Below are 24284 nucleotides of genomic sequence, written 5' to 3'. Positions count from 1 at the left end.
ACCGCAACAAATGACTCTATCATGCCATTTGTTACAGTTTTTTCTCAGCCGATGAAATGATAATAAATCATCGGTATGAACAAGGCCGGGAGGAAATCAGCAATTTTCAACTTTGTCGTGCCGAACATGTTGAGGGCTATCCCGAGGATCATGATGCCGCCTACGGCATTGAGCTCCCGGATGACATCGGCCGTCATGAGCGGCAGAAAGAGTGTTGCCAGCACGTAGAACAATCCCTGGTACACCAGGACGACGAGTCCCACCGGCACGATTCCCAGGCCGTATATGGTCGCAAAGATAAAAGCCGACGTAAAATCGAGGACGCTCTTAAAATACAACAGTTCATTATTACCGAGAGCTGCCTGGACCGGACCCAGGATTGCCATGGCACCGATGACCTGCATGGAAGACAAGGTGACAAATCCCTTGACGAAATTCGATTCATTGCCTGCACGGAGCCGTTTTCTCAGAAATTCCCCGAACTGCTGCATATGGTCCTCTATATGCAGCGCCGTCCCAACCAGCGTACCTACGATCATACTGGCCAGTACGAGGATGAGATTCTGCGTCGCTACGGCAGCCTGTATCCCCATGATGGCGACACACAGAGAAATGACGCCGAAAATGGCCTGTGTATAATGCTGGGGAATCCCCCGTTTCAGAAAAAATCCAATAAGAGCTCCCAAAGAAGTCATACAACCATTGAGTATGACAGCCAACATAATCCATTCCCCCATATCATAGAAAATAAAACCATTTTATTATAGCAAATTCCCCTATTCCCCGCCACCATTACCTTGCCAGAGGCAGGCAGCTGCGATTTTACCGGATCCTTACATTTAATATGGCCTTTTCTCTTGACGAATGAGTAAATTATGATTATATTGTAATTTGGACTTACAACACATACAAAGGGAAAGGGGCTGCCATCATGATTCAAGTCTATAAACACAATAATGGCCATCTGGAAGACAATATTTCTCTCGCCTCTGCTGAGAAAGGCTCCTGGATACATGTAGTCAACCCCGATTCAGAAGATCTCCAGCTCGTTTCCATGGTAACGGAAATTCCGACGGACGTCCTCAAGACTTCCCTGGATACGGAAGAACGGTCTCACGTGGAACTGGAAGACAATTATATCTTCATCGTCATCAACATTCCTATCATCCTGGAAACAGACAGCTATGATACACTGCCGCTGGGCATCTTCATCACGCCGGACTTCATCATTACCCTGTGCATTCAGGAAACGGAAGTCATGCGCACCTTCACGGAAAACAAATATCCCCTGTTTTATACATTCAAAAAAACGCGCTTTCTCTTCCAGATTCTGTACCGCACGGCGACGCTCTTCCTGCGGTATTTGCAGCAGATCAACCACCGGACCGATGACATCGAAAAAGACCTGCGCCATTCCATGCAGAATAAAGAATTCTTCCTGCTGCTGGAATTACAGAAATCACTGACTTACTTCACATCGGCCCTGCGAGGCAACGGCATCGTCATGGAAAAACTCATGCGCCTGCGCCGTAACACGGCCCTGCATCATCTGCTCAAGATGTACGAAGAAGACGAAGACCTCCTGGAAGACGTCATCATCGAAAACAAACAGGCTATCGAAATGGTCGAAATGTACTCCAACATCCTCATGAACATGTCCGATACTTTCGCATCGATCATATCCAACAATCTCAACATTGTCATGAAATTTCTCGCCTCGATTACGATCATCCTGGCCGTGCCGACGATCATCTTCAGCCTCTGGGGTATAAACGTTCCCGTTCCCTGGGCCGAAGACCCCTTTGGCTTCCCTATCATCATCGCCATTGCCGTCCTCTGCTCCGGTGCTGCCGTCGCCCTGCTCTGGCTCAAGCATTTATTTTAAGAAATACAATTTCGCAAAAAGCTGCCCCATCAGGCGGTCAATCTGCTCATGATATGCTCTCTTCCCGGTAGACAAGTGACACAATACAAGCTTGTTTACCGGGAAGGGAGCATTTTTATGAAAAGGCACAAGTTCAAAGCAAGCGTAAGATAGCGTAAGATAGCGTAAGATACCGTCAAAAGACCTGTTGACTTAGACTGTACTCCATCATTTATAATACGGACTAAGAGGTGATACCATTGAAGATCAAAGAAGTCAGTGAAAAGTATAATCTGACCCCTGATACATTGCGATATTATGAACGAATCGGCCTTATCAGCCAGGTGCCGCGCAATAAAAACGGCATCCGTGAATATACCGATGAAAATTGTGCCAGTATTGCGTTCATCAAATGCATGCGTGCCGCCGATGTCTCAATTGAAGGTCTGGCTGCCTATCTGAAATTATACCGCCAGGATGGTGATACCCGGTCTGCCCGCCGGAAAATCCTCCTGCAGGAAAAGCAGCGTCTGAGCGAACGGATGCGCCATATGCAGGAGGCACTGGACCGCCTCGACACCAAACTTCGTCTTCTCGATGAATCATAATATATTAATGGAAATATAGGAAATCTGTTACAGGCTGCCCTGCGGATCATTGCCCAAACCTGCAGGACAGCCTTTTCGCGTACCTTCTGCTACACATTTCTGTCAAGCCATGTGTCTATCCTATACCTTTTAATCATAATTTTATGAACTAGTGGTATACTATAGGTAAAGAATTCATCGTCCGGTTTCATCTTTGTTCCCACTTACTGAGAATACCGGCAAAGGAGGTACTATATATGAAATTCCCAAAACTCGACAAAAAATCGCTCACTGATGGCATCACGATTCCTCATATGGTCCGCGTCCGCCAGACCTTTCCCGATGAATACCTGACCGATCCCGTAGGCGAACTACAGAAGCAGCTCTCCGCCCATGAAGGCGAACTGGCTCCGGCTGTAAAAGGCCAGCGTATCGGCATTACGGCCGGCAGCCGTGGCGTACCGTATTACAAAGAACTGCTCCGCCTTTTGTGCCGCCAGCTGCAGGAATGGGGAGCCAGCCCCTTTATTTTCCCGGCCATGGGCAGTCATGCCGGTGCGACAGCAGAAGGACAGAAACAGCATCTGGCCCAGTTCGGCATCTGCGAAGAGTACCTGGGCGTACCGGTCATCTCCACCATGGAAACAGTACAGGTAGATCAGCTTCCCGATGGCATGCCGGTCTATTGCGACAAATCCGCCTACGAAGCCGACGGGATCATTCTGTTCAACAAAATCAAACCGCACACCCATTTCAAAGCGCCCCATGAATCGGGTCTCTTGAAAATGATCTGCATCGGCGTGGGAAAACACCGCGGCGCCAGCGCATTTCATTCCCTGGGCTACGATCACTTCGGCGAAAACCTGGAACGCGTATCGGAAGCCTTCCTGAAGAAAGTACGGGTATTCTTCTCGGTCGGGCTGACCCAGAGTCCCTCCGACCATATCGGCCACCTGGAAGTCATCCCGACTCCCCGTTTATTTGAAGAAGATGCCCGCCTGCAGCAGCTGGCACGGGCAGAAATGCCCCACCTTTTGCTGCCCCGTATCGACGTGCTGGTCATCGATGAAGTCGGCAAGGAAATCAGCGGCGCCGGCATGGACCCCAACGTAACGGGCCGTACGGAACGGGAAAGCCAGTTTGCAGGTTTCCACAAACTGGCACCGGATATCGAAAAAATCGTCCTGCTCGATATTACGGAAAAGGCCCACGGCAATGCAACCGGAGCCGGCGTAGCCGATATCATCAGCTATCGCTTCGTCAATAAAATCGATTTTGCCATGACCTATACAAATATCATCACAGCGAAGTCATTCCACATGGGCGCTATGCCGCTATATGCCAACAGCGATAAAGATGCCATCGAAATGGCTATTGCCCATTCCTTCCTGCCCGACCCGTCACAGGCAAAAGTGGTCCGCATCAAAAATACGATTTCCCTGAATGAACTGGAATGCTCCGTTGCCTGCATCCCTGATATCCAGAAAATTCCCGCCATGGAAGTCATATCGGATCCCTATGACTGGAAATTCAATGAAGAAGATAATCTCTGGTAAGTATATTTACGATACCTGCCAGTGTTATCAAAAGTTTTACCTCATTCTAATGAAGGGGCTGCCTCACTATCAGGCAGCCCCTTTGCTATAACCGTTCTATATCTTTATTTCTCTTTACCAGCATCTTTATTTCTCTTTACCAGCATCTTTATTTCTCTTTACCAGCCGCTAATTTGATGATTTCTATAACCGTTTCACAGGACTTTTTCAATGAATCCAGTGGCAGGTATTCAAACCGCCCGTGGAAATTGGCTCCGCCCGTGAAGAGGTTGGGACAGGGCAGTCCCCGGAAGGAAAGCTGGGCCCCGTCCGTACCGCCCCGGATAGGCGCTACGACCGGTGTTATGCCGACGGCCTTCATGGCGTCCTTTGCCAGATCCACTACATCCATATGACCGTCGCGGATGACATCGAGCATGTTGTAATACACGTCGTGTTCCTTGATGACGACCGTATGATCGCCGTATGTTTCGTTGAAAAAACGGGCCATGTTGCGGAGATACTGTTTCCGCGCTTCAAAGCGATCCCGGTCATGGTCGCGGACGAGCATGTGGAGGGTGCATTGTTCGACTCCGCCGCTTATTTTATAGACATGGAAAAAGCCGTCCCGGCCTTCCGTATATTCCGGTTTTTCTCCTGCCGGGAGCATCTGCTGCCATTTTGAGGCAAGAGAAATGGCATTGATCATCTTTCCTTTGGCATCTCCCGTATGAACGCTGCGGCCATACAGGGTAATGACTGGATTGGCAGCATTGAAATTTTCATATTCCAGCCCGCCGAGTTCACCGCCATCTACGGTATAGGCGAAATCAGCGGCGAATTTTGCCACATCAAAGAGAAGGGCACTGCGCCCCGTTTCTTCATCCGGTGTAAACCCGATGCGGACGGTTCCGTGCGGAATTTCCCGATGATGGAGCAGGTATTCTGCCGCAGTGACAATCGCCGTCATCCCGGCCTTGTCATCAGCTCCGAGCAGAGTCTTTCCGTCGGTCACCATGATATCCTGTCCCTTATACGCCAGAAGCCGAGGGAAATCCTTCGGGGACAGGATGATGTGTTCTTCCTGATTGAGGACGATATCCCCGCCATCATAGGCAGTGACAATGTGAGGCTGGACGGGGCCTCCCGGGGCATCAGGACTCGTATCGAGATGGGAAATAAAGCCTACTACAGGCGCCTTCTCTGCCCCATTGGCCGGCAGCGTCGCCATGACATAGCCGTTTTCATCGAGAGACACATCACGAAGTCCCAGCCGTTTCAATTCATCAGCCAGATACTGCGCCAGTACGGTCTGTCCCTTCGTACTCGGGCAGACCGTGTCGTTATCTTCATCGGACTGGGTATCAAAGGATACGTATTTCATGAAACGGTTTAACAGAATATCTCTGTCTATCATGTCAGATTCCCCCTTACACATCTTCATCCCAGGCATTGATGACAACGGCTTCTTTCTTCAGCATATCCAGCTGGGCCGGGCTGAAGTGTTCCCGGCGGATGACGGCTTCGTAGACGAATTCATTGAAATACGCTTCGGAGCAGACGAAATAGCCTTTGTCTCCCACGTCCTTGCCCCAGGAATTTTCTATCTTCCAGCGGTCCGGACGGCCCGATTCATCGAAATGGACTCCCGTCAGAATCATAGCGTGGGTAGCGGAACTGCTTTTATATTCCAGTCTCTTTCCTTTCGGCATATCCGTAGAAAAACCGCCAAGGAGCACTTCATAACGCACGCTGTCCGGGTCCCAGACGCCTTCTTTGCGCGCACCGGCCGCGCCGGCATCACAGGCAAACCATACGGCCTGTCCGGCCTTTAACTGCCTGATGCACAACTCTTCCAGTTCTTTCCCGGAAATATTGAGAGCCGTCATGTCGCGGTCTGCCATATTTTCCGTCCCATGGAACCGGACAAGCCCATTCATCGGCTTGTCCGTCGTCGGTTCATTAATGACCGGTACATACTGGTCCAGGTCCAGTCCGACATATTTTTCATAGAAGGACTGTGGTGTCAGATTGCGGTCTTCATGATAGGCGCCGTCAGCATCGCGATAAGCGAAATCAAAGGTTTCAACGGGCTGCCCGAAGGCAATGCATTCTGCCTTGTAGACTTCCCGCATCATTTCCTGTTTCCGTGCATACGGGTCCCTGCCAGCAAGCACCAGTTCCCGCAATTCCATGGCATCCTTGCGCAGAAGCTTATTGATTGTAGCTACAAAATGATCCGTGTGTTCTGACTGATACGTTTCTGGCTGCACCTGTTTGGGCACAACACCGTATTTTTTTATCAGGTCTGCTGCTTCACACCAGTATCCGCCATCGCTCATACCGCGCAGAATATACTGCATGCACTGTCCCTTGAGCGGTTCATCGGCATGGTCGATGACCATCTGGAGGAAATTATTGGCCTTTTCCAGTTTGTCATAAAAGGACAGGTAATTCTGGGACAATTCAAATTCATTCAGGTGGCACGAATCTGCCACGATTTCTCTGAGTATATTAAGGGCGGCAAAGAGCCAGCAGCGGCCTGATTTCTGCTGGGCCGTGATTCCTCTCGTCTTTACTTCTACAGAAAAAGCACCTTTGAGCTGCGCCGCTGCACCGGGTACATAAGACAGGCCTGCCATATCGGTTTTGGCAAGGGCCGCATGAAGGATAGGAGCTGTCGTATCCGCTTCATAGGCCGAGCGGAACTGCTGCAATACATCTGTCGTAATCGTTTTCATACCATAGCGCCTCACTTATCTGTCAACTGTATCAGAAAGCATAGCTTTCCTATAGGTTATTGTACCACACCCGGGGCACTGTGGCGATACAGGTGCAGCAGTCTGTCCATAGCATTTAATTATAAACCATGCATATTTTCTAAACAGGTGATTTCTGCTATACTTATTTCGTAACAAATACAAATTTTAACACTTAAAAGAGGCATTACGTCATGGAAAAACGATTTGACATTAATAAAGACGGCTATAGTATCCGCTGCCGGCTGATTTTCAGTGACCATGAGAAAACGACCCGCACCTTTTCTCATATCGTCCTGGTCACCCATGGATTCGGAAGCAGTAAAGACACGGCCGGTACACAGCATTTTGGCGAACATCTGGCATCGAAATACAGTGACTATGCGGCCCTCGCCTTTGACTGGCCCTGCCATGGAGAGGACGCCCGGAAAAAACTGACCATCGAAGAATGCATGACCTATCTCGATCTGGTCATACAGTACGCCCGTGAAGAACTTCAGGCGGAAACGCTTTACATCTACTCCACCAGTTTCGGTGGCTACGTCACGCTCCGCTACCTGATTGAACGGGGAAATCCTTTTAAAAAAATAGCCCTGCGCTGCCCGGCCGTCAATATGTATCAGACTATGTGCGATTTTATTCCCGAAGCAGATAAGACTAAACTCCACAGAGGAAAGGAAATCCAGATCGGGTTTGAGCGGAAGATGAAAATCGACCAGCACTTCCTCGATTCGCTCCGGGATTTCGATATTATGAAGCAGGAGTATTTCGACTATGCCGACGACATGATCGTCATCCACGGGACAAAGGACGAAATGGTCCCTATAGAAGCATCCCAGCGATTCGCCGAAAACAACGTAATCGAATTCATCCCCGTGGAAGGCGCCAACCACCCCTTCCAGAACCCGAATCACATGTCCCTGGCTATTCACAAGATCATCGAATTTTTCAGCTGATACAGACGGATATACAAAAAAGACTGCCCCTGTATGATTCTGCGCCAGATTCAGTAATCTGACGCAACGGATCATCACAATAGGCAGTCTCTATTTATGAAGCATATATTTAGATAAAATAATGGGAGGCAATGAACCAGCCCAGCCCCAGTATGATAAAGGAGCACAAAAAGGCTCCCGCCATGGGACGGACCCCTTCTTTGGCAATGACGCTGAAATTGACATTCAGGCCTAATGCCGCCATAGCCATTCCCAGAATGACATAGGCCGCCTGTACAAAATACGGGACCAGTATTTCAACAGCCGGCACATACGAACCGATGGCACTGGCCAATATGAACCCTCCCATGAACCAGGGAATGGGGATTTTCATGTCCTGCTTGCTATCGTCGTTCCGCCGGTTGCGCCAGGCTTCGAGAATCCCCACGATAATGGCGACCGGGGCCAGCAACAGGACACGGGAAAGCTTGGCGATGATGGCACTATCCGTTCCTACCGGCCCTGCACTGCCGCCGGCAGCCACGGCATGGGCGATTTCATGAAGGCTGAGGCCGGCCATGACACCGAACTGGCTGTCCGTAAATCCCAGCAGCGGCTGCAGTCCGACTTCGATCAGGGTAAATACCGTTCCCAGTACGGCCACGACAGCTACGGCCAGGACAGACTGGCTGGCTTTGGCTTTTACCGTCCCCGATATACCCATGACGGCAGCAGCCCCGCAGATGCTGCATCCACAGGCCGTAAGAAGTGCCAGCGTATGATCGACCCGGAATAACCGTGCCATGCCATAATTGATGAGGATCATCACCGCAACGACGACGACAGCCGCTTCCAGACTGTGCAGCCCCGACGTCATCAGGATGACCAGATTCAGTTTGAATCCCAGCAGGATAATACCGGCCCGTAAAAATTTATTGGCAATGAATCCCGTGCTTTCCCGGGCCGTCAGGGTCAGCGTACGGAAGAGCTGAAACGCCATACCCAGAAGCAGAGCCAGCACAAGATGGCCAATCAGGGAAAACCCCGGCAGCTTTGCCAGCTGCCAGCCTGCCAGGGAACAAGCCAGTGTCAGGATGACCCCGACAGAGGCGCGATGCCATTCCACAAATTTCATGTTACTCATTTTTGTCCACTCCTCTATTTCTCGTTGCGATGGAATAAGTATACCGCGCCTCTTTTCATATGGAAAATACCGATATATAATATATACCATAAGTAAATACTTATACTAACAGAGGTAATCTCATGACTATCCGCCATTTACAAATATTTATCGCCGTCTGCGAAACCATGAATATGACCCACGCTGCCCGGCAGCTGCACATCAGCCAGCCATCCATTACCCAGGCCATCCATGAACTGGAAGATCACTATGGGCTGTTGCTGTTCCATCGTCTGGGCCGGCGTATCTTCGTGACTGCTGCCGGCCAGCACCTCTTGCAATATGCCTACCAGATTACATCCCTCATCGAAAAAGCAGAAACGGGGATGAAATCCCTGCAAAATCAGATTCCCATACGTCTGGGTGCCAGCATTACCATAGGGGAAGTCCTATTGGTCGAATTACTGCAGCACGAACACGTACGGCTACCCGGGCAGGAAATCCTCTCAGAAATCCACAACACCAAAGAACTGGAACAACGGCTTATGGAAGATAAACTGGACCTGGCTCTCATCGAAGGCCGCCTGACATCTCCTTACCTCACGGCCCTTCCATTCCTGACAGACGAACTGACGGCCATTGCCGCTCCTCAAAATCCCTGGAGCCGAAAGGAAATCCTCCAGTGCCACGATCTGGACCATATCCCTGTATTTCTGAGAGAGTCTGGCAGCGGCACGCGGGAATTGTTTGCCCGCATCATGGACGATCACGCCATTCCCTATCATGTCTGCGGCGTCTACAATAATTCCGAAGCCATCAAAAAAGCCGTCATAGCCAATCTGGGGACAGCCTTTCTCTCGCGCCGCCTGGTACAACGGGAAATCGAAGAGGGACTTCTATGTGAACTTCCCCTGCCGGGCCTTTCATTTCAGCGTATCTTCCAAATTGTCTACCATAAAGATAAATTTCTCACGCCATCCATGACCCACATCATCCGGGAATGCCTCACCATCCAAAACTGGCTGCCGGGGACCCACCCCGGCGAGGGTATCTGAGATAGTTAAGAAACGGAGGTTTGTTCTATGAATCGTGTACAAGCAGGATTATTTGATTTTCTGGAAAAGGCCGTATCCCCCTTCCACTCGGTTAAAGCAGGTATTTCCCTGCTGGAAGAAAAAGGATTTACGCCTCTTTCCTTATCTCATACGTGGTCACTGACGCCGGGAAAGTCATACTATACCCGCGTATTCGGTTCGATGCTCCTGGCATTCCGCATCGGCAGGAAGCCGCGTAGTCACCTGCACATCGCCACGGCCCATACGGATTTCCCCTGTCTGCGCATCAAGCCCCATGCGGCGATTCAGACACAGCAGTACGGGAAACTCAATGTCGAAGTATATGGCGGCATGATCCGAAACACCTGGCTGGACCGCCCGCTGTCTCTGGCCGGTAAAATCGTGCTCCGCAGTGACGACGCCTATCATCCGGATGTGCGCTATGTCGATGCCCGCCGCCCTCTCCTTACGATTCCTCACCTGGCAATCCATATGAATCCCACGGTAAATGAAGGGGAAAAACTGAATCCCCAGAAAGACATGCTCCCCTTGTTCACCCTGACTGACCGGGATTCTTCCGGCGATGACCGGTCCGTTTTCCTGCAATTTCTGGCAGACGAATTTTCCCTGCAGGCAGCCGATATCCTGTCGTACGAATTGACGGTGTATCCGACAGAACCGCCTTGTCTCTTGGGGCGGAATAATGAATTCATTTCCGCCTCCCGCCTGGATAACCAGACATCGGTATATGCCTGCCTCATGGGCCTGATCCATGGCACCAGTACGGATGGAATCAATCTCATCGCCCTCTTTGACAATGAGGAAGTCGGCAGCCGCAGCAAGCAGGGGGCCGCATCACTCGTCTGCCCTCAGATCCTGCAGCGGATATACACCGGACTCGGATATACGGAATCGGAATTATGGGCCGATATGAGCGGCGGATACGTCTTCTCCCTCGATGCCGCCCACGCGTACCACCCCAACTATCCCGATAAAATCGATCCCACCAACCTCCCCGTCCTCAACGGCGGTCCGGTCCTGAAAATAGCCTGCAGCCAGACCTATGCGGGCGATGCCGAGGCGATTGCCATCGCCCGCAGCCTCTGCGAAAGCCAAGATATCCCCTGTCAATTTTTCCTGAACCGCTCGGACATGCGCGGCGGCTCTACCCTGGGATCTCTCCTGTCGGCCAACATGCCCATGCGCACCATGGACATCGGACTGCCACTTTTGGCCATGCACTCTGCCCGGGAAACCATGGGAGCAGCAGACCAGGAAGCCCTGCAAAAACTGATGACCCTGTTCTTCAGCCGGTAACCGGGAAAAGCAAACGAGGCTTACCACATGATAGCAACTGTTTCATGCGATAAGCCTTGTCTGTTTAGTATGGGGACGGTATATTTCGATGAAACCTTATTTTGTCTAGTGAACGTACCCCCGTCTATAGAGGCGGGGGCTTCCTGCTTCAACGAGAACAGCACCACTGACTCTGAAGAGTTGTGGCGACTTACACTCTCTCCACAGGCGTAAGTTTCCGTGCGACCCACGGTACTTTATGCGTTATGTCAGGCAGATATTCGCCTAGCTTCTTCTCGTATATTTATCGCAGCGTTCTTATCTCGGTTATGGTGACTGCCACATTTAGGACAATCCCATTCCCTTACAGATAAGTCCTTAGTTGCATCGTTTTGGAAGCCACAAACATGACATAGCTGACTGCTTGGATACCACTTGTCTACCTTTACAAGCTGTTTTCCTTGCCATGCTAATTTGTATTCCAATATATTTGTGAACATATTCCAGCCATTATCTGCTACGGACTTACCAAAACTGAATTTACCGCCTTTCTTGCGTTTAGCCATCGCCTTGACGCTGATATCCTCAATACCTATGGCATCATAGTGGTCTACCAAGTAGCGGGCTTTTTTGTGCAGGAAGTCGCGGCGTTGATTGGCAATTTTCTCATGAAGCACAGCTACGCGAAGCCTTTGCTTTTCACGATTGTGGCTTCCTTTTTGCCTTTTGGATAGTTTTCTTTGTGCTTGAGCCAATCTCTTCTCGGTTTTACGCAAAAAGTTTGGATAATTCGCATCATCTTCGTCAGAAGCAACATATAGACCGTGCATGGCAAAATCAAGCCCAAGAAATTTCTTCGGCATTATAGGGAGTATTTGGTTTTCGTACTCCACCAAAATACTGATATAGAATTTTCCTGAAGGTGTTCTGCTTATGGTAACGGTCTTTATCGTGCTGTTTTCCATCAGGGGACGATGCAGACATAATTTTACCCAACCAACTTTAGGCAATTTAACCTTATTTCCTTCTAATCGGACAGAGCCTTTCTGATTGTTCGTAGAATATGAGCAGTGGCCTGTCTTCTTAGACTTGAAGTGCGGTTTGCCAAAATGTTTTCGGTTGCGAAAAAAATTGTTATATGCCTTGTTCAGGTTCATCTGTGCATTGGCAAGAGCAAGACTGTCCACTTCTTTCAGCCAAGGGAATTCTTCCTTGTACTGTGCAGGAGTATTATTCAGTTTCTTACCGGTTTCCTTATAGTAATCAAGGCGGTCTCCAAGCATCTTGTTATAGATGAATCGGACACAGCCGAAAGTCTTGGCAAACATAATTTTTTGTTCAGCCGTTGGATAGAGCCTGTATCGGTATGCCTTATTCACTATAATCTCACCAGCCTTGATGTTCTATGTATTCACAATTTACGCCTAACCTCTGGAAAATCTTTTTTGATCAGCCTAGAGCTGGCACTTTTATAAGCATTGATGAATTTTGATAGTTCTGTATAGAGAATACTTTGCGGCGATACTTTACCACCAAAACAAGATGGTAATAGAGTAAGAATACTGAATGGTTATTGCTATCCAATTTCATAGTATAATCAATTCTTTCTCATATACGACTAATTATACTACAGAACTATCTACAGAACTATCTACAGAGCAATGGTATGGCTCAATTACTTACGTAAATTCGCCATACCCGCCTTCATCCCCCACCTAAGAGGTGGAGGACTTCTGGCGGATTAGGTTAAAAGAAGATATACGAATATATGACGGGACAGAAAGACAAAGCCGTTCATCATATGCAGATACTGGTTGAGGCACATCCGGAATGGAAAAAGGACAGGATGCTCAGTTACATCATCAGCCGGAACTATATTGCGCTGAATCAGAAAGACCGGGGTCTTGCTTATTATCAGGACTACCTGTCCCACGATGCCAATCCCGCCCGGGGCCATCTGGACTATGCCCGATTTCTGACCCAATCCGGAAAACTCTCTTACAACCAAAAAAGGAGCTGTACCTGCCGATATGTATACCGCCGTACTGACGGAAAGCATATCACAGGCCAGCTCCTTTTTCTTTATGAACGGATCTGTATGAGCAAATGATTCTGTTATAAGAAGGAAGCAAACGTTCCGGCCAGTACGACCGAGGTAATGGTAACCGTTACGAAACCACCTACCAGCATGGACGGGAACATACGACTCATAAGGAATTCCTTTTCTTCAGGAGACGTTGCCAGAGAATCACAGGTCGATTCCGTAATGATGATATTGGGCGGGAAACCATACAGGGCAGTAAGTCCATTGGCAAATGCCAGGTAAAACGAAATATGAAGAACACGAGCGGCAATAAAGGCAATGATAGCCATGCCGATAACGCCGATGATAATCAGGACGAACATGGGCCCGATAATGGATAACAACATTTCCTGTGTGCAGTCTTTCAGGCCATCAAATATGAACATCATCAGTGCAAACATGCAAATGCCGTACGAATTCGCTTTGTTCAGGGCATCGCGGTCGAGGAAACCAATGGTACAGAAGACGACACCAAACACAAGAGCCCAGATAGCACCGGAAATTCCCGTCGCCGAACCAGCCAGGGTCGCCAGCCATGCGACAAATCCCAGCTTTCCTAATTTTACAACAGTCGTATCGAACTGAGCCGGCAGCTGTGGCAGAATCGTTTTGGCATGACTGACACCTACGGCGGCGTTGGCATTTTCTACGGCATGTTTATCGGCTTCACTCATGGTGATTTTTCCGGCCCGGAATAATTTCAATTGTTGTTTTCCGTACGTTTTAAGGCAAACCGCCGTCAGAGGATAGCCGGCAAAACCTTGTACACAATATATCGTAATGGCAAAGACAGCCGCCGTCACGAGTCCTGCCTTGGCAGCAGCCTGCTGCATGATCGTAGCCGCGACAATCCCGCCGGTCAGAGCCGGAAGTCCCGTAATCATGAGGGTCCGGTCCATAAACAGGGGGCACAGGAACCAGCAGGCCGTACACATCCCGATCAGACCGGCAAGACAGATGACAATGGTCCGCCATTGCATCATAAGCTGTTTCAGGCTGAGTACCGTTCCCATATGGACCAGTAACAGGAACAGGCCCAGTGTAGCACCAAACGGCAGCAGTACACTATCTGTAATCAGATTATACGGCAGGATAAACCAGTAACCCAGCAGCATCAGAATAGCCGTAACAAAGACAGATGGCACCCAGGCATGAGTAAGTTTGTCTACCCATTCCCCGGCAATATAAAATATAGCACAGATGGTAAAAGCTAAAGCAAAGTTATACATACAATCACCCTTTCTTGTATGTTCCGGCTGCCAGACGATCCCCACCGCAGCAGCCTTGTATCTCCATGATTCTGTATCAGCTATTTTGTTTCAGCCAGTCAATGGCCATCTGGGCATATACCCGTGCACCGCCGGCAAGAACTGATTCATCAGAGGTAAAATAATTGCTGTGATTCGGATAGGTTGCGTTACAATCGGGATTATGGGTACCTACAAATATGAAACATCCCGGTTTGTCTTCCTGATAAAATGCAAAGTCTTCTCCGCCCATGACCAGATCACTTTCCTGAATGGCATCGGGTCCCAGCACTTCCGTCACAGCCTGGCGGGCGATGGCCGTACAGGCATCGTCATTAATGGTGGGCAGAATGAGGAACTGATAGTCTAATTCTGCCGTGGCGCCATAGGCTTTGGCCGTTTCTTCTACAATGCGTTCCATCCGTTCCTTCAGTTCCGGGCCGATTTCGCGGCGGAAATACCGCGTTGTCCCTTCCAGTACGGCTTCGCCGCTCACAATATTCCAGCGATCGCCACCCTGGAATTTACCGACCGTCACGACGACCGGATCAATGGCATAGAGCTGACGGGATACAATGGACTGGAGATTCGTAACAATAGCCGAACCGACCACGATGGCATCGACGCCGGACCAAGGCTGGGAACCGTGAGACTGGACTCCGTGAATGCGGATAGTAAATTTATCTGCCGCCGCCATGAATGGGCCAGTGCGGATGGCAACGGTACCAGCCGGTACGCTGCTCCAGATATGGGCACCGAAAATGGCCCCTATTTTCGCAAACCAGTCACCAAATTTCTTCATATAGACCGCGCCTTTGCCAGCTTCCTCTGCCGGCTGAAACACCAGATAGACATCGCCATATATTTGATCTCTTATATCAAGCAGCATCCGTGCCGCTCCCAGGAGCATGGCAATATGATTATCATGACCGCAGGCATGCATCCGTCCGGGAACTTCCGAAGCAAAAGGAAGTCCTGTTTTTTCCGTTACAGGAAGAGCATCTATATCGGCCCGGAGAGCCACCGCTTTTCCAGGATGGGCACCGGAAATCCTGGCAACCAGTCCTGTATGTTTTTCCTCATTAATCTGATACGGAATCCCCCATTCATCCAGAACAGATGCTATCCTCCGCGTAGTTTCTGTCTCCTCGAAACTGAGTTCCGGATGCCGGTGAAACTCCCTGCGCAGGCGGATGATGTCATCATTATATCGTTCCATCAGCTTATCATGTTCCATATGTTTTCACTCCAATCACATAAATATTCATTAAATAATACGAATACGACATAGTAAAGAAAATAAGATTTGATAATTGAAAGATAATTCTTTTTCAATATATCATCTTAGCGCTTTTTTATTCTTTGTACGCGTACATGAAAATCATACAGTTTTTATTTTTTGTCCGGCCAGCTAGAATATAAACGCATTAATTAAATGCGTTTATATTCTTTATAGCTTGATTTTACGTCATTTTCATTATTTTGTAAAGCATTTATTTTAAATTATAAATGCTAATACTAATATTATTCCAATTATTTTTAAATTTTATAGAATATGCATAAAACAATGCCTTATTTGATATGTCTATTGCGAAATTACAAATATCAATTAATTATTGTGAAAAATGTTTTGTTTTATCTCAATCAATTACCAAAACGCATATTCAGAACTTCTATTTTTATGCATTTAGAAAAATTTGGCTTATTATGAAATATTTTAAGAAAACAAGGGTATTAATTTACTATATTTAATACTTTCACACTGCTATATTGTCCATTTCACAAAGACAGAAGAACATTTCGTATATGGCGTTCCCCGTTTTCTGAATACCGATTGTATAAGCTTGTCATATATATTTAGTCAGGTCCATGGCAATTCCTATCCTGGCAGCTAAAAATCCATATAGGCACAGGCATTTTTTCTGCCCTGGTATCGATAAACAAGAAATAGTATAATAGATCCAGAATAATTGACAGGAAAGGTGACGAACTGATGAAACAATTGGAAGTCGTAGCGGCTATTCTGACGTATAATGGAAACATTCTCTGCATGCAGCGGGGAAAGGGGAAATATCCTTATGTATCGTTCAAATATGAATTTCCTGGCGGAAAAATAGAACCGGGAGAATCACGGCACGCCGCACTGGAACGGGAATTACGGGAAGAAATGAACATTCATACGACCATCAAGGAAAGTGACTTATATATGACGGTCCATCATCAGTACCCCGATTTTGCCATTACCATGCATGCCTTCTATTGTCCCCTCTCTTCACCGGAATTTATCCGCAAAGAGCATATTGCGTCATGCTGGCTTCCGCCGCAGGAACTGCCATCCCTGGACTGGGCGGCAGCCGATCAGCCTATCATGGAAAAATTAGTTTTTGAATCGAAACCGGATTAAATAGTAAAGGGTGCTCCACGATGACGACAGGCAATGTACTGGAAAATTGTTTACGCGAAGGTTTTATCGATTATAATACGAAAGCGGATTCACGGTATGTTCCCCGTATTGTGACCAATAACCGCGCACAAAAGACGAAAGTGCTGGATACACTGGTTACGCAGCTTTCTTATTGCGATGAGTTTTATTTTTCCGTAGCCTTTATCACCAAATCAGGCATTGCCTGCCTGAAAGATGTGCTGCTGGAATATAAAGACCGTCCGGTCAAAGGCTATATCCTGGCTTCCCAGTATCTGAACTTCACTGAACCCGACGCCCTTCGCGACCTGCTCACCCTGCAGACCTATCTCTGTCCGCCATCATCCATCGAGCTCCGCATGGTCACGGAAGACCACGGCTTCCACGCCAAAGGCTATCTGTTCCATCTGCCCAACCGGACTCAGGAAAACTACACGATGATTCTGGGCAGCAGCAACCTCACGGCCTCCGCCCTGACGACAAACCAGGAATGGAATGTCTTTTTCACCTCATCCAAAGATGGCGGCCTCATCCGGCAGATGCGTTCAGAATTCGATATGCTTTGGAGGGAAGCCGTCCCCGTCGATGAAAACTGGATCAACGCGTACGAACGTGTATACACCTGTAACAGGCCCCGGCATACCCATCTGGCACGCATGCAGACCATCAATCCCAATGCCATGCAGAAGGAAGCCCTGCAGGGACTCCGGCAGCTGCGCGACCAGGGCGCTGACAGGGGGCTCCTCATTTCGGCAACGGGCACAGGCAAAACCTATCTGTCTGCTTTTGACGTGCGCATCTTCCAGCCAAAGCGTTTCTTATTCGTCGTCCACCGGGAACTCATCGCCAAAGCGGCCCGCCGGAGTTATGAAACCGTCTGGTGCAACCGGGAAGATACGGGCCTGTTATCCGGCAATCAGAAAGACTGGAATGCACCTTACCTCTTCTGTACGATCCAGACCCTTTCCCAGCCTGACGTATATACAAAATTCTCTCCGGACTCGTTTGATTATATTGTCGTCGATGAAGTACACCGTGCCGGAGCGGCTTCCTACCAACGGATATTCCACTATTTCAAACCCCGGTTCTGGCTGGGCATGACGGCCACGCCGGAACGGTCCGACGATTTCGATATCTACGAACTGTTTCATCACCACATCGCCTATGAAATCCGTCTCCATCAGGCATTGGCGGAAAATATGCTGGTACCGTTCCACTATCACGGCATTGCCGATATTTCCGTAAATGGGGAACTACTGGATGAATCCGCCACCATACAGGATCTGACCTGCGAAGAACGGGTCCGCCATATCCTGTACTACTCTTCTTATTACGGGTGTGATGGAAACCGCCTGCGCTGTCTTATATTCTGCAGCCGCGTCGAAGAAGCCCGCATACTGGCCGGCTTATTGCAAAAGCATGGCCGCCGGGCCATAGCACTCAGCGGTGATTCTACCCCGGAAATGAGGGATGATGCCATCCGCCGCCTCGAAGGCAGTCCGGATACGACGCCTGATTATATCGAGTACATCCTGACCCGCGATATATTCAACGAAGGGGTCGATATTCCCTCAATCGACCAGATCATCATGCTGCGCCCTACCCAGTCGGCCATCATCTTCGTCCAGCAATTGGGCCGCGGCCTGCGCAAATTCCCCCATAAACGCTATCTGGAAGTCCTCGATTTCATCGGCAATTACAAAAACAATTTTCTTCTGCCTATCGCCCTCTACGGAGACCGCACCTACAACAAGGACGATGTGCGGCGTACGATGTCACAGAATTTCCTGCCCGGTTCCACCTCTGTCCATTTCCAGGATGTCGTCAAAGAAAAAATATACGAAGCCATCAACAACCGGAAATGGCTGGCCGATGCGCAGGAACTAAAGCAGTCTTATAAAGATTTGAAATACCGTCTGGGACGGCGGCCGCTCATGATGGATTTCGTAAGGCTTGGGGATAAAGATCCGTACTTATATGTCAAAAAAAGTCAGTCCTATTTCGCCTACGCTCAAAGCATCGATAAGACACCGGCAACGCTCACGGAAGACCATGAAGCCGTGCTGAAACTGGTCAGTCTGGAACTGGCCAATGGCAAACGGCTGGAGGAATTGTGGATCCTGCAGTATCTCTTATCCCATCCTTCCCTTTCTATAAGCGATTTCCGGGCGTATATACGTCATACCTGTGGCTATGAAACATCGGAAAAAACGATTGCCGGCATCGAAAATGTCCTGTCCCTGCACTTTTTTACACAGACGGCCCAGAAAAAATACCGGCACATTGCCCTCGTATCGCTCAAGGAAGATCAGTTCGTCCTGACGCCCCAGATGAAGTTCCTCATAAAAAACAGCGAATTTCTGACCTATTTGAACGATTGTCTGGCCTATGGCATATACCAGTTCCACAAGCAGACCGACGGCCAGGCCTATGCCGGCGGATTCGTCCGCTATGGAAAATACTCCCGTAAAGACGTATCGCGCCTGCTCAATTATAAGACGAACCGCGAAGGGACGCTCAATGGCTATGCCATCGTCGATGACAGCGATTTTGAAACGACGGGACGGCGCACCTGCCCGATTTTTGTCACCTATAAAAAGAGCGACGATATTTCCGAAAGCACCAAATACGAAGACCAGTTCATCGCGCCCGGCCGCTTCAGCTGGATGACCCGGTCCCGTGTCCGGCTGGATTCCAGAGAAGTTCCCAAAATCCAGTCGCCACTGACGCGGAAACTGCTCTTTGTCAAAAAAAGTGACAGCGAAGGCACCGATTTCTACTATCTGGGAGACCTCGCGGTAGTCGCCGGACCACTACAAAAAGAAATGACTGGCAATGATGGGAAAACACTGCCAGTCGTCAATTTCCAGTTCAAGCTGGATGTCCCGGTCGAAACCAGGCTGTATGAATATCTTACCCACTGACCGGCCGATAGGGGATTCCGTTACCGTTTCATCAGCCGGTGCACCATACGGATGCAGAAAACAAACAGGATTCCTGCCATGCATCCGCCACTATCCAGCAGGACATCATGCCCGGGAAAATGCACGGAAAATGGCACGGCAGTCCTCATGAGAGGGGAACCCATATTCCGGATGCCACTGGACGGCCCATACAAAGCGTTTCCCCGGCATATAGACGGCTTCTACAAGGCCATCCTCCGATAGGGCCATTTCCCGCAAATCCGGTGCCAGTTTCCGTATAGCCTGGTGATGAATGCTGTTGACGCCCATATGCTCCGTCTGCAACAGATCATAAAGCGGCGTGTCCCGCAGGACCCGGACCGTATGAACAGGCCGGTCATAGGGAGGCGTCATATGATGATCCGTGTCTGACGGATGCTGCAGCGGCAGGTCCTGGTATAACGTACCTCCCAGTGCCACATTCAGGATCTGCAGTCCCCGGCAGATTCCCAGGACAGGCATATCCTGAGCCAGTGCATGGGATATGACCCTCTCTTCCATCACATCTCTCGTCTCATTCCATTCAACCGATGCATTCACCGGTTCCTCCTGATACAGCGAAGGATTGACATCGTGTCCCCCGGTCAGCAGGATCTGGTCACAAAGCCCGACAAGCCGTTTCACTTCATCCTCATCCTGCGTCATAGGGAAAATAAAAGAATCCATCCCTGCCGCTTTCAAGCCTTCCATATATGCCGGCAACATCCAGATACTTTCCTTTTCATCATCCCAGAGCGGCATCACGCCGACCATTTTTTTCATAATCAACCCCTCCTCATCATAAATCCAGTCCGACATAAAACAACATTCCTCAATCCCTCATAGCGTGAAGACTCCGTTATCCACGCCAGTCTGTACATTCTAAAATGGATTTCCTGGTGACCGTATAATGCCACGGCTTCTTTTTCTTCCTTTTTCCTCCGATAAATCCCGGACGGCCATGCCTCATTAATTTCCAGACCCTATCTTTGATAAAACCGGGGACATCTGAACGCACGGCATAGGATGCCAAATGGTCATAGATTGCCAGAATCGTATCTTCCAATGAGCGGAAATATAAGGGTTGTACATGAAATTTTTTCATCGTACCGGCTTCACCGCGTATTAAGTTCTTGTGGACAAAAGGACCATGATAAATCAGGATTCTCTTTTTAGTCTGCGAATATTTAATCAGCCATGTGCAGTTTTTTCATCTGCTGACGCTGACACACTTTACACAAGCGGTATCCCTTATCTTCCGCTTCCTGGGCGGTATAAAAATAGCCAAGGTGGGATTCACCGATCCGACGGACCACAGGGCATTGTTCCATATGATAAATTTTATGCGTTCCAGAAGAATGCTTACTGTAAACAAACACCTGATCACCTTGCTATCTCTTTGTCTATAATCAAGTCTATTATATCATATCTGCACGTTATCATATACAATGATGTAAACCGATAGTATTTACGGGGCAAGTGTCCATGGCTTCCGCCTCTTCATGACTTTAGCTCCGTCTCTGATGTTTCATGCGATAGCTGTATATACGATGTCCTGCCTCACACGCTCCGGGCTTTATCAGTTTGACTTCACCCGGTATCTGTCATTGGTTGGATGGTTCTACAACAGTGTACATAATATACATCCCGTTAGTATTCATGCCACTTGCCCCTGCTACCAGTTCCTAGAAAGCCTCATAGCCATATTTTCTACTATCATCGTTGCTGATCACCATCGTCTTGTTTAATCCGTAATGACCGTTCATTTACCCATCCGGCTAGTTCCCATGACTGTTCATCTTCCGTGGAAGCAAAGTGAAAAACCGTGATAGGATTTCAGTCGTAGTTGCTTATCAAGTAGATAGATGCCTTTTTCCCTGACTTTTTTCATCCGCCAGCGAACAAACGACACCGTACAGGCATTGCACCATCCGCCCATTCCAGTACTCTACGACATATCCTTACTTTTTGTATTCCTTTGCTAATTCCAAGTCGAGCCGCTCTGGTCCTTGGGTGTACACGCAGGACGATTAACCGGCTGATCATCCGTTATCACCAAGAAGGAAAAGCGGCCTTCCGTCATGGCAATAAGGGCCGTAAACCAGCCCATACCATCCCGGACTCCGTCAAAGAATCTATCCGTTCAACTGTACGAAAACGACTATTCTGATGCCAATTTTACCCATTTTCAGGAGATTCTGGAACAGCAGGAATATATCTGTATTTCTGTTTCAGCCCTGACCTCTATCTTGGAGAACCGGTATATCCTGTCTCACAAAGCAACCAAAGCAAAAAAGAAACGAATACAACATGAAATCTTTACCGATAGGCGTACTGTGTTCACCTATCAATGCAAAAAATCCCCATCGATTGATGAGGATTCCTAAGGAGAATCCATCTTTGCCTTAGACCATGAGCCATCCGTGGAAACGAGCCTCCTTTGAACGGTATATTGCCGCTCAAAAACATCATACATCAACGGAAATATCACGACTCATGTTGTAATATTAATACTATAAAATTATAAAACTCTCTCTTCTAAGCCCTATAATTTTGGGCTAATAAATAGCTTTTTTCGAAACATTTTCAAAAATGCTTGACATCACTTTTACTTGGCAGTTAGCATAAAGAAATTTCCAGCCATTCCAAAAAAATCATAAAAGCACTCGCCCCACTGTGCCAGGGCTATCATAGTTGAGCTTTCAACTATGATAGCTGAAGAAAGATGTAGAAGCACGGGAGCTTCTGCATCGGATGCCTGTACCAGGCTAAGGTACAGGCTACGCCTCGTTCCGGGTCCGCGGCTTTCCCTGTACAGTGGATACTGCCGTCCAGTAATTGCCCGGGATAAAATGTGGGATGTCTCCGGGACGCGGCGCTGCCTGCCGGCCTGTTACATCCGTCTGCCTTATCTTCCCAGTGCCAGGACCAGGCGGTACATATTTTCATCCAGCGGGAAATGAAGCCGTTCTGCTTCTGTATACGGTGTCGCGACGATGCGTTCGCCTATCTGCCCGATGACGCAGTTATACGTGCCGGCCAGCAGACTGTCTATGGCCTTTTCGGCAAACAAACTGGCCATGATGGCATCCTTTGCCGACGGAGAACCGCCGCGCTGTACATATCCCAGCACTGTCAGCGTCGGTTCCAGATAGGTGTGACCTTTAATATAATCGACCACATCGGCTCCCTTGGCTGCCCCTTCGGCCACGATGACAATACTGCTCATCTTCTTCATGCGGTGAGATTCGTTGAGGTGCGTGCACAAGTCTTCCAGTGATACTTCATGTTCCGGTACCAGCACCGCTTCCGCACCGGCAGCCATCCCGGCATACAGGGCGATAAATCCGGCATGCCGGCCCATGACTTCAATGACGGCGACGCGGTCATGGGAAAAGGCCGTATCGCGGATCTTATTGACCGACTCCAGGACCGTATTGACCGCCGTGTCGAAACCGACCGTATACTCCGTCCCCCCCATATCGTTATCAATCGTACCGGGGATGACGATCGTAGGGATTCCCAGACGGCTCAGGGCCTGGGCACCGCGCATCGATCCATCGCCACCGATGACGACCAGCGCATCCATTTCCTGTTCGCGGATATAGTCTGCCGCTTTTTTCTGCGTTTCTTCTTCCAAAAATTCCAGGCAGCGGGCCGTGCGCAGCATCGTACCGCCGCGATGAATGATAGCACCGACACTGCGGCGGTTAAGTGGCATGATTTCATGACTTAAAAGTCCTTCATACCCCCGGATGATACCCGTGACTTCCAGTCCCTTTTCAATCGCATACCGGGTAACGCCACGGATAGCCGCATTCATGCCCGGTGCATCACCACCACTTGTGAGTACACCAATTTTATTTATCATGATGACCATCTGCCTCCTTTGGCTCACGGGAAACGAAGACTATATCGTCTCCTTTAATTCGTTTTACAATAATATCTACAATTTCTTCAGCACTGTAATCCGTCGTATCGACGACATAATCACAGTACGGATATACATGCTTCCACTGGGCATCCATGCGCGTTACAAAAGCATGGAGATTGTCATAGTCTACCGTCGGCCTCTTGCCAATATGGCGTCCCACCCGCTCTTCCACGCGGTACGGCTGGGAACGGAGGGCCACGATATACCCATGACGATGGAGGATACGGTATGTTTCGATATTCATGGGGAAATTCCCGCCAAAAGAAATAACCGCTTCATGGTAGCGGCTGACCTGTTGCAGCACATTGATTTCCCGTTCACGGAACACCTTTTCTCCTGCCCGTTCAAAAAAGTCAGCAATAGACTGTCCCATCTGGCGTTCAATGCGGCGGTCCGTATCGACAAACTGCCATCCCAGACGAACGGCTAGTTTGCGTCCTATATGGCTTTTGCCACTGCCCATCATGCCTACGAGAACTATATTGCGCTTGATCATACCCTT

General features: G+C 49.0%; 22 protein-coding genes and 1 pseudogene. 10 read left to right on the top strand and 13 right to left on the bottom strand.

The features are described from left to right. Positions 1-44: 44 nt before the first annotated feature. Complete coding sequence (locus ACGTIC_RS07285; RefSeq protein ID WP_059077143.1) at positions 45-722, bottom strand: DUF554 domain-containing protein; 678 nt, start codon at positions 720-722, stop codon at positions 45-47. Between the two features lie 209 nt (positions 723-931). On the opposite strand from ACGTIC_RS07285, the gene ACGTIC_RS07280 reads away from it, so the two are divergent. The 3 genes from ACGTIC_RS07280 to ACGTIC_RS07270 all read left to right on the top strand — a co-directional run bounded on the left by ACGTIC_RS07280 (position 932) and on the right by ACGTIC_RS07270 (position 4007). Further along, positions 932-1885 (top strand): magnesium transporter CorA family protein, encoded by a 954-nt coding sequence (locus ACGTIC_RS07280; RefSeq protein WP_394522312.1) that lies wholly within the window; start codon positions 932-934, stop codon positions 1883-1885. 239 nt (positions 1886-2124) lie between these two features. Further along, positions 2125-2472, top strand: a complete 348-nt coding sequence (locus ACGTIC_RS07275) for a MerR family transcriptional regulator (protein WP_075582204.1) — start codon at positions 2125-2127, stop codon at positions 2470-2472. Between the two features lie 236 nt (positions 2473-2708). Next, complete coding sequence (locus ACGTIC_RS07270) at positions 2709-4007, top strand: lactate racemase domain-containing protein (protein WP_113856074.1); 1299 nt, start codon at positions 2709-2711, stop codon at positions 4005-4007. 148 nt (positions 4008-4155) lie between these two features. On the opposite strand, the gene pepT is transcribed toward ACGTIC_RS07270, so the two are convergent. Next, entirely contained in the window at positions 4156-5403 is a 1248-nt protein-coding gene (gene pepT / locus ACGTIC_RS07265) for a peptidase T (protein ID WP_113856075.1), read from the bottom strand. 13 nt (positions 5404-5416) lie between these two features. Then, entirely contained in the window at positions 5417-6727 is a 1311-nt protein-coding gene (locus ACGTIC_RS07260; RefSeq protein WP_113856076.1) for an aminopeptidase C, read from the bottom strand. Between the two features lie 212 nt (positions 6728-6939). On the opposite strand from ACGTIC_RS07260, the gene ACGTIC_RS07255 reads away from it, so the two are divergent. Further along, on the top strand, positions 6940-7701 hold the full coding sequence (locus tag ACGTIC_RS07255; protein WP_113856077.1) for an alpha/beta hydrolase: 762 nt from the start codon (positions 6940-6942) through the stop codon (positions 7699-7701). 109 nt (positions 7702-7810) lie between these two features. Here the strand turns inward: ACGTIC_RS07255 and ACGTIC_RS07250 are convergent, their stop codons facing one another. Beyond that, entirely contained in the window at positions 7811-8824 is a 1014-nt protein-coding gene (locus ACGTIC_RS07250) for a YeiH family protein (protein ID WP_059077136.1), read from the bottom strand. 122 nt (positions 8825-8946) lie between these two features. Here ACGTIC_RS07250 and ACGTIC_RS07245 point away from each other — a divergent pair, with 122 nt between their 5' ends. Beyond that, positions 8947-9858 carry a LysR family transcriptional regulator gene (locus ACGTIC_RS07245; protein ID WP_113856078.1) on the top strand — a complete coding sequence of 304 codons (912 nt, stop codon included), beginning with the start codon at positions 8947-8949 and terminating at the stop codon, positions 9856-9858. Between the two features lie 27 nt (positions 9859-9885). After that, entirely contained in the window at positions 9886-11175 is a 1290-nt protein-coding gene (locus ACGTIC_RS07240) for a M18 family aminopeptidase (protein ID WP_113856079.1), read from the top strand. Positions 11176-11423: 248 nt separating this feature from the next. On the opposite strand, the gene tnpB is transcribed toward ACGTIC_RS07240, so the two are convergent. Both tnpB and ACGTIC_RS07230 read right to left on the bottom strand, forming a co-directional pair. Then, on the bottom strand, positions 11424-12533 hold the full coding sequence (gene tnpB / locus ACGTIC_RS07235; RefSeq protein ID WP_394542126.1) for an IS200/IS605 family element RNA-guided endonuclease TnpB: 1110 nt from the start codon (positions 12531-12533) through the stop codon (positions 11424-11426). A 35-nt stretch (positions 12534-12568) separates the two neighbouring features. Next, positions 12569-12744: pseudogene (locus tag ACGTIC_RS07230) on the bottom strand (IS200/IS605 family transposase); the annotation flags it as partial. A gap of 178 nt (positions 12745-12922) precedes the next feature. Here ACGTIC_RS07230 and ACGTIC_RS07225 point away from each other — a divergent pair. Then, a complete protein-coding gene (locus ACGTIC_RS07225) occupies positions 12923-13264 on the top strand; it encodes a M48 family metallopeptidase (protein ID WP_113856080.1) in 342 nt (113 codons plus the stop codon). A 5-nt stretch (positions 13265-13269) separates the two neighbouring features. Here the strand turns inward: ACGTIC_RS07225 and ACGTIC_RS07220 are convergent, their stop codons facing one another. Both ACGTIC_RS07220 and ACGTIC_RS07215 read right to left on the bottom strand, forming a co-directional pair. Continuing rightward, positions 13270-14466 carry a hypothetical protein gene (locus ACGTIC_RS07220; protein WP_075582197.1) on the bottom strand — a complete coding sequence of 399 codons (1197 nt, stop codon included), beginning with the start codon at positions 14464-14466 and terminating at the stop codon, positions 13270-13272. Between the two features lie 76 nt (positions 14467-14542). Further along, entirely contained in the window at positions 14543-15721 is a 1179-nt protein-coding gene (locus tag ACGTIC_RS07215; RefSeq protein ID WP_113856081.1) for a M20 family metallopeptidase, read from the bottom strand. A 756-nt stretch (positions 15722-16477) separates the two neighbouring features. On the opposite strand from ACGTIC_RS07215, the gene ACGTIC_RS07210 reads away from it, so the two are divergent. Together ACGTIC_RS07210 and ACGTIC_RS07205 are read left to right on the top strand one after the other, a co-directional pair. Then, positions 16478-16888 (top strand): (deoxy)nucleoside triphosphate pyrophosphohydrolase, encoded by a 411-nt coding sequence (locus ACGTIC_RS07210; RefSeq protein WP_113856082.1) that lies wholly within the window; start codon positions 16478-16480, stop codon positions 16886-16888. Between the two features lie 20 nt (positions 16889-16908). Then, the gene (locus ACGTIC_RS07205; RefSeq protein WP_113856083.1) at positions 16909-19830 is read left to right on the top strand and encodes a DUF3427 domain-containing protein; all 2922 of its coding nucleotides are present in this window, start codon (positions 16909-16911) and stop codon (positions 19828-19830) included. A 105-nt stretch (positions 19831-19935) separates the two neighbouring features. Here the strand turns inward: ACGTIC_RS07205 and ACGTIC_RS07200 are convergent, their stop codons facing one another. The 3 genes from ACGTIC_RS07200 to ACGTIC_RS07190 all read right to left on the bottom strand — a co-directional run bounded on the left by ACGTIC_RS07200 (position 19936) and on the right by ACGTIC_RS07190 (position 21227). Then, the gene (locus tag ACGTIC_RS07200) at positions 19936-20631 is read right to left on the bottom strand and encodes a gamma-glutamyl-gamma-aminobutyrate hydrolase family protein (protein WP_113856084.1); all 696 of its coding nucleotides are present in this window, start codon (positions 20629-20631) and stop codon (positions 19936-19938) included. A gap of 76 nt (positions 20632-20707) precedes the next feature. Continuing rightward, entirely contained in the window at positions 20708-20953 is a 246-nt protein-coding gene (locus ACGTIC_RS07195) for a hypothetical protein (RefSeq protein ID WP_113856085.1), read from the bottom strand. An 82-nt stretch (positions 20954-21035) separates the two neighbouring features. Further along, entirely contained in the window at positions 21036-21227 is a 192-nt protein-coding gene (locus ACGTIC_RS07190) for an Ada metal-binding domain-containing protein (protein ID WP_113856086.1), read from the bottom strand. A 599-nt stretch (positions 21228-21826) separates the two neighbouring features. Between ACGTIC_RS07190 and ACGTIC_RS07185 the strand changes: the two genes are divergently transcribed. After that, entirely contained in the window at positions 21827-22018 is a 192-nt protein-coding gene (locus ACGTIC_RS07185) for a helix-turn-helix domain-containing protein (protein WP_162816265.1), read from the top strand. 738 nt (positions 22019-22756) lie between these two features. On the opposite strand, the gene pfkA is transcribed toward ACGTIC_RS07185, so the two are convergent. Further along, on the bottom strand, positions 22757-23719 hold the full coding sequence (gene pfkA, locus ACGTIC_RS07180; RefSeq protein WP_075582517.1) for a 6-phosphofructokinase: 963 nt from the start codon (positions 23717-23719) through the stop codon (positions 22757-22759). Beyond that, the gene (locus tag ACGTIC_RS07175) at positions 23709-24278 is read right to left on the bottom strand and encodes a shikimate kinase (RefSeq protein WP_059077275.1); all 570 of its coding nucleotides are present in this window, start codon (positions 24276-24278) and stop codon (positions 23709-23711) included. Before ACGTIC_RS07175 ends, pfkA begins: the two co-directional genes overlap by 11 nt. Positions 24279-24284: the final 6 nt, after the last annotated feature.

It is taken from the genome of Megasphaera hexanoica, from assembly GCF_043520715.1.
In the GTDB taxonomy this organism is placed as follows: domain Bacteria; phylum Bacillota; class Negativicutes; order Veillonellales; family Megasphaeraceae; genus Megasphaera; species Megasphaera hexanoica.
The sequence above is the reverse complement of the archived record's forward strand: the minus strand, read 5'-3'. Positions and strand labels throughout refer to the sequence as shown.

Excerpts from the sequence above, each read along its gene's own strand:
- ACGTIC_RS07285 (WP_059077143.1), bottom strand. The coding sequence starts at position 722 with ATGTTGGCTGTCATACTCAATGGTTGTATGACTTCTTTGGGAGCTCTT.
- ACGTIC_RS07280 (WP_394522312.1), top strand. The coding sequence starts at position 932 with ATGATTCAAGTCTATAAACACAATAATGGCCATCTGGAAGACAATATT.
- ACGTIC_RS07270 (WP_113856074.1), top strand. The coding sequence starts at position 2,709 with ATGAAATTCCCAAAACTCGACAAAAAATCGCTCACTGATGGCATCACG.
- pepT (WP_113856075.1), bottom strand. The coding sequence starts at position 5,403 with ATGATAGACAGAGATATTCTGTTAAACCGTTTCATGAAATACGTATCC.
- ACGTIC_RS07260 (WP_113856076.1), bottom strand. The coding sequence starts at position 6,727 with ATGAAAACGATTACGACAGATGTATTGCAGCAGTTCCGCTCGGCCTAT.
- ACGTIC_RS07255 (WP_113856077.1), top strand. The coding sequence starts at position 6,940 with ATGGAAAAACGATTTGACATTAATAAAGACGGCTATAGTATCCGCTGC.
- ACGTIC_RS07250 (WP_059077136.1), bottom strand. The coding sequence starts at position 8,824 with ATGAGTAACATGAAATTTGTGGAATGGCATCGCGCCTCTGTCGGGGTC.
- ACGTIC_RS07245 (WP_113856078.1), top strand. The coding sequence starts at position 8,947 with ATGACTATCCGCCATTTACAAATATTTATCGCCGTCTGCGAAACCATG.
- ACGTIC_RS07240 (WP_113856079.1), top strand. The coding sequence starts at position 9,886 with ATGAATCGTGTACAAGCAGGATTATTTGATTTTCTGGAAAAGGCCGTA.
- ACGTIC_RS07225 (WP_113856080.1), top strand. The coding sequence starts at position 12,923 with ATGACGGGACAGAAAGACAAAGCCGTTCATCATATGCAGATACTGGTT.
- ACGTIC_RS07220 (WP_075582197.1), bottom strand. The coding sequence starts at position 14,466 with ATGTATAACTTTGCTTTAGCTTTTACCATCTGTGCTATATTTTATATT.
- ACGTIC_RS07215 (WP_113856081.1), bottom strand. The coding sequence starts at position 15,721 with ATGGAACATGATAAGCTGATGGAACGATATAATGATGACATCATCCGC.
- ACGTIC_RS07210 (WP_113856082.1), top strand. The coding sequence starts at position 16,478 with ATGAAACAATTGGAAGTCGTAGCGGCTATTCTGACGTATAATGGAAAC.
- ACGTIC_RS07205 (WP_113856083.1), top strand. The coding sequence starts at position 16,909 with ATGACGACAGGCAATGTACTGGAAAATTGTTTACGCGAAGGTTTTATC.
- ACGTIC_RS07200 (WP_113856084.1), bottom strand. The coding sequence starts at position 20,631 with ATGAAAAAAATGGTCGGCGTGATGCCGCTCTGGGATGATGAAAAGGAA.
- ACGTIC_RS07195 (WP_113856085.1), bottom strand. The coding sequence starts at position 20,953 with ATGAAAAAATTTCATGTACAACCCTTATATTTCCGCTCATTGGAAGAT.
- pfkA (WP_075582517.1), bottom strand. The coding sequence starts at position 23,719 with ATGATAAATAAAATTGGTGTACTCACAAGTGGTGGTGATGCACCGGGC.
- ACGTIC_RS07175 (WP_059077275.1), bottom strand. The coding sequence starts at position 24,278 with ATGATCAAGCGCAATATAGTTCTCGTAGGCATGATGGGCAGTGGCAAA.